Origin of the sequence: Pedobacter sp. UBA5917 (assembly GCF_002432345.1) — a bacterium.
In the GTDB taxonomy this organism is placed as follows: Bacteria; Bacteroidota; Bacteroidia; order Sphingobacteriales; family Sphingobacteriaceae; genus Pedobacter.
In genome coordinates this window covers 1-5180 of the sequence record NZ_DJDT01000296.1, presented here as the reverse complement: position 1 = coordinate 5180, position 5180 = coordinate 1, and the positions used below count along the sequence as shown (strand labels likewise).

Sequence of the window (5180 nt, the reverse complement as noted above, 5' to 3'; positions counted from 1 at the left end):
ATTTAACCACCGAGTCCACAGAGAAGGACACAAAATACACTGAGTTGAGCATACATTATTCCGTGTTTTCTGTGCATCCGTGGCTTTTAATATGATCTCTCTGCGTATATCTTCTTAAATCTGCGGGAAAACATTTGCGCTTTGGTTCCCACTGATTTCGCTGATCGCCGCAGAGGTAGGTCCATTTTCCATATTACATTTTCCATTATTTAACCACCGAGTCCACAGAGAAGGAGACAGAACACCGAGTTGGGAATACATTATTCCGTGTTTTCCGTGCATCCGTGGCTTTTAATATTATCCCTCTGCGTATATCTTCTTAAATCTGTGGGAAAACATTTGCGTTTTGGTTCCCGCTGATCACCGCAGCGTTTTATCCCTTTTCCATCTTACATTTCCCATCATACATCACCTTTTATCTCCCTCCGAGAATCTTTCAAGAATTTCCATAGCCTTTTCAGCATCTTTCGGGCCCACAAAAATATGGTCGTGATAGAAACCCGCAACTACATTACAACTGATTTTTTTGGCGGCAAGGGCAGTAGAAAATGCTGCAGTTAATCCAACGGCTTCCAAAGATGAATGCACACTAAGCGTGATCCACGAAAAAGTGGAATGATAGGCAATATCAAGGCTATCGGCATAAACCTTTTCCAAAATCAGCGTATTACCTTCTTCCTCCCTAAATAACATCACGATATTGGACGGATCAAATCCCGCGATATCGCCTGTGGTGTAAAATATATATTCCCCCGGATTCAGTTTCGGCTTCATCGTTTTCAATAGTTTTTCCAGGTTTTGTTCTCCGTTCATGTTAATTCCTTCTAATACCAACAAAATTAAGCAAATGCATTAATGGTATATTTTATTAAGAAGTTATATGCTCATTTTTTAACAAATGTTAAATTTTTCGGAGGGGGAGCTACTGGATCATTCCACCAAAAGCTCGAACAAACTCACCGGATTACCATGGTAATGCGAAGGCAGCTGATCTGTGTTTTTTAAATCGTACAGGCCCAAAAATTCAAATCCCATTTTGGTATAATGCTTGATCAGGCCTTCGTTTTGGCCAACTGTATCCAGTCTTACATAAATTTTGCCGTTTGCTTTTGCATATCCCTTTGCCCAGGTTACAATCTGGGCAACCATATTTTGTCCCTTAAATTCGGGACTGGTAGCAATGCGATGGATATAAACCGATGGATCGGCATTTTTCTCTTCCCATATCTGTGGATCGTCAAAAGTTGTGGCCCATACACAGGCTGTTTTTCCATCTATGGTTATTTTCCATTGCCGGTTCTCTTTTATCTCCGTTTCGATCAAAGAAGTCTCGAATTTTGGCCAGTGCAGGGTATATCTTGTTTTCTGGAAAGCCGTTGCGTTTTCGTATAAACGGAAAATTTCTGCAATATCTGCTGTGGTGCTGTTACTGATGTGCATATTGTTGATCGTTAGGTTGATTATTTATTTAGCGAATTTTTTTGAGCAGGCAACGCAGATGATAATTCCAACGGTTACCGCAAGCATATTTAAACTTACTTCTTCGTGCAATAGCGTAGCGGCAAGTGCCAACCCAAAAAATGGTTGTAACAGTTGCAATTGGCCTACAGTTGCGATACCGCCCTGTGCAAGGCCTTTATACCAGAAAATGAAGCCGATAAACATACTGAACAATGAAATATAGGCCAAACCCAGCCATGAATCTACACTGATTGCCTGAAGTGAAACCGGTGTAAATACAAATATTAAGGGAAGCATGAGCGGAAGGGAAATGACCAATGCCCACGAAATTACCTGCCAGCCACCAAGGGTTTTCGACAAATGTGCACCTTCTGCATAAGCTAAACCACAGAGTACAATTGCCGCGAGCATAAGGAGATCGCCAAGCGGTGATGCATTGATGCCCTGATAAACCGCATAACCGATGACCAGTAAACTCCCCAATACCGAAAAAAACCAAAAAATAGGCTTTGGACGTTCGCCACCGCATAAAACCGCAAAAATGGCCGTTACCAAGGGCAATAAACCCATAAATACCAGCGAATGTGCCGAAGTAATATGCGCCAGGGCCAAAGAACTTAACAAAGGGAAACCGATTACGGCGCCAAATGCTACAATAACCAATGAGCCTAAACTACTTCTGGCCGGACGTTTCTCTTTAAGTACCAACAGTACTGTAAGTGCCAGTAAGCCTGCTATTGCCGCCCTTGCAACGGTTACAAAAAACGGACTCATACCCATTACTGCTATTTTGGTGGCCGGCATCGATCCGCTAAAAATCAATACCCCTATAAAACCGTTAAGCCATCCGCTCGGAATTTTGTTGGTAGCCAGGCTACCTGTTGTTGTGGTAATCATATCTAAAATTTGCTTAACCAAAAGTGCTAAACAGAAATAGGTAAATACAGTATCAGTTTTGTATATTTGGATGGACACAGTTGCTTTATGAAAAAAGTTTTTAGGTACAATGAAATTGCAGATGGAATAGCTGCCCAGATCAGGAATGGTATTTTGAAGGTTGGCGATAAGCTGCCGTCTGTGCGCATGCTATGTAAAGAACATGCCATTGGGATGAACACGGCCAAAAGGGTATTTTTAGAACTCGAAGCACAGTCGCTCATTGATCCAAAACCACAATCGGGTTTCTTTGTAAGCAACCGTTCTGTGCAGCGGCTGCCACTCCCGGCGGTAAGTAAACCGGCACAGATGCCTGGTTATAACGAGCCCGAAGAACTGATTACCAAAGTATATTCGAGTTTGGGAAATAACGATATTACCAATTTTTCAATCGGTATTCCTTCCGGCAACCTCTTACCACTGGCCAAACTTCAAAAACAGATTCTTCAGGCCAGCAGATCACTGCAAGGTGGCACCGCGTACGAACCGCTTCAGGGCAATGTACAATTGCGCCGGATGATTGCCGTACGCTCGCTGGGTTGGGGAGGTAATTTAAACGAAGACGACCTGGTTACCACGAGTGGCGGGATGGGAGCGCTTTCTTTTTGTATGATGGCACTTGCAAAACCCGGCGATACTGTTGCCATCGAAAGCCCGTGTTACCCGGGGATTTTCCAGTTGGCCATTAGTTTGGGTTTAAAGGTACTCGAGCTACCAACACATCCGGTTACCGGTATCGAAATTGACGCCCTGAAAAGACTGGTTTCCAAAATCAATATCTGTGTGCTGATTCCAAACTTTAACACACCTTTGGGCAGCTGTATGCCCGATGAGCATAAAAAAGAAGTAGTGAAAATATTGGCCAAACATAATATCCCATTGATTGAAGATGATGTGTATGGCGATCTTTATTTTGGTACACAAAGGCCAAAATGCTGCAAAGCTTTCGATACCGAAGGTAATGTGCTGTGGTGCAGCGCCATTTCGAAAACATTGGCGCCCGGTTACCGTGTAGGTTGGGTAGCACCCGGAAAATACAAGGATAAAATATTAAAATTGAAACTGGTACACGCCATTGCCACACCTTCACTGGTACACGAAGTGGTAGGGAATTTTTTTAAAAGCGGGCGTTACGATGTTCATGTTCACCAGATGCGCCGTACCCTGATGGGAAATTATCAGCGTTTTAGCCATGCCATTGCAACTTATTTCCCCGAAGGGACTAAAATCAGCCGCCCTCAGGGAGGTTTGGCGATATGGGTAGAGCTCAAAAAAGGAACCGATACCGTAAAACTTTACGATCTGGCCATGAAACAGAAAATCAGCATTTCACCCGGACGTATGTTTACCATGCAGGATCAGTTCGAAAACTGCCTGCGCATCTGCATGGGAATGCCCTGGACGGATGAAATCGAATTTAAACTCAAACAACTGGGCTATCTGGCAAAGATGCTTTAACTGAGTAGCTCCCTTACAATGCGTCATTCCCAACTTGATCCGATAGCTATCGGATGGGAACTACGAAGTGCTCAGCGCAGCTAATCTTAAGGCGTTTGATGGGCCGCCAAGAGTCGTCATTGCGAGAAGGCTTTTTCAGCCGACGAAGCAATCTTTCTTGCAATAATTGCCCGCAGGAAAGATTGCTTCGTCGTACCTCCTCGCAATGACGACTCTTCTTATGGGGTCTGTCAATGATATCAACGAGTAAAGCAGCTACGAAACCCAATCCGTGTTTTTCCGTGCATCCGTGGCAAAAAAATAAACAGAGGCAAAATATGTCTTCACTTTTATTAATGAATCCTTAACATGTAATTAATCAAATCATAAAGTGGGGCCTCTAGTTTTGCTGAAAACAGAAGCATCCATTTTTATGGAATATCCCTTACTTTCAGATCAACAGTTATTAGAGGAATGTTCCCGCGACAATCTGAAAGCTTTTAATGTTTTATTCGATCGTTATTTTACCAAACTTTACCGGTATGCACTGGGTTACGTAAACGACGAGTGTTTTGCAGAAGAGGCCATGATGGACCTTATGATGTGGATATGGGAGAAAAGGCACAGTCTAAACATCCAGGGAGAATTTAAGCATTACATTTTTAGGGCTGCAAAAAATGCCACCATAAAGGCCATCAGGAAAAAGGCAATCCAAAGCGCTCCGATAGAAAGTATCGAAAACCACATTTCCTTTACCAGCCATACGGCCGATCACGCCATTTTAACGAGCGAATTGGAACAGTGTTACCAGAATGAACTTGATCTTTTGAGTCCACAGCGCAAAATTGTTTTTCAATTGAGCCGGGAAGAAGAATTGAGTCATGCCGAAATTGCCGATAACCTCGATATTTCCATCAACACGGTAAAAAACCACATCAAATTTTCGTTAAACCATTTCCGCAAAGGTTTTTTAAGGTATAAAGATGCAGCCTTAATTATCGGTATTATGCTTTTTTTACGTTAGTAATCTGAGTTCGATTAATGCTAAATAGACGTTATTCCGATGTCAATCCTATCGTATGGGTGTATTTTTTTAAGGCGTTACGCTAACTTGCTTTGAATAACATAATTGGTTTTACCGAAGAACGACCGTCAATCCCAAGTGCGGGAAAATCAAAAAAACAGTAGCAAAACAGTACAATTGGCATTGCCAAACCTAAAACGCAGTGGTTTTGTGCAGATCTCGAAAAAACTTTAAATTCTTCGATATTTACTGCACAAAACAAAGTGCCGCTGTTTTTTTGATGTGAAAGGGCTTGTGGGGAGCACATTGCTGGATTGACGAA

The 5180-nt window shown here is 42.6% G+C and carries 6 protein-coding genes; 2 read left to right on the top strand and 4 right to left on the bottom strand.

The genetic code is table 11. From position 1 onward, the window contains the following. Positions 1-408: 408 nt before the first annotated feature. From B2V92_RS20615 to B2V92_RS20605, 3 genes are all read right to left on the bottom strand, one after another. Entirely contained in the window at positions 409-813 is a 405-nt protein-coding gene (locus B2V92_RS20615; protein ID WP_293311804.1) for an ACT domain-containing protein, read from the bottom strand. 117 nt (positions 814-930) lie between these two features. Further along, positions 931-1440 carry a GNAT family N-acetyltransferase gene (locus tag B2V92_RS20610; protein ID WP_293311802.1) on the bottom strand — a complete coding sequence of 170 codons (510 nt, stop codon included), beginning with the start codon at positions 1438-1440 and terminating at the stop codon, positions 931-933. A 24-nt stretch (positions 1441-1464) separates the two neighbouring features. Then, a complete protein-coding gene (locus B2V92_RS20605) occupies positions 1465-2358 on the bottom strand; it encodes a DMT family transporter (RefSeq protein ID WP_293311800.1) in 894 nt (297 codons plus the stop codon). Positions 2359-2445: 87 nt separating this feature from the next. Between B2V92_RS20605 and B2V92_RS20600 the strand changes: the two genes are divergently transcribed. Together B2V92_RS20600 and B2V92_RS20595 are read left to right on the top strand one after the other, a co-directional pair. Further along, on the top strand, positions 2446-3855 hold the full coding sequence (locus tag B2V92_RS20600; RefSeq protein WP_293311798.1) for a PLP-dependent aminotransferase family protein: 1410 nt from the start codon (positions 2446-2448) through the stop codon (positions 3853-3855). Between the two features lie 370 nt (positions 3856-4225). Beyond that, positions 4226-4858, top strand: a complete 633-nt coding sequence (locus tag B2V92_RS20595; protein ID WP_293311796.1) for an RNA polymerase sigma factor — start codon at positions 4226-4228, stop codon at positions 4856-4858. 82 nt (positions 4859-4940) lie between these two features. On the opposite strand, the gene B2V92_RS20590 is transcribed toward B2V92_RS20595, so the two are convergent. Beyond that, positions 4941-5180: hypothetical protein (locus B2V92_RS20590; RefSeq protein WP_293311794.1), on the bottom strand; the 240-nt coding region annotated here is incomplete at its 5' end.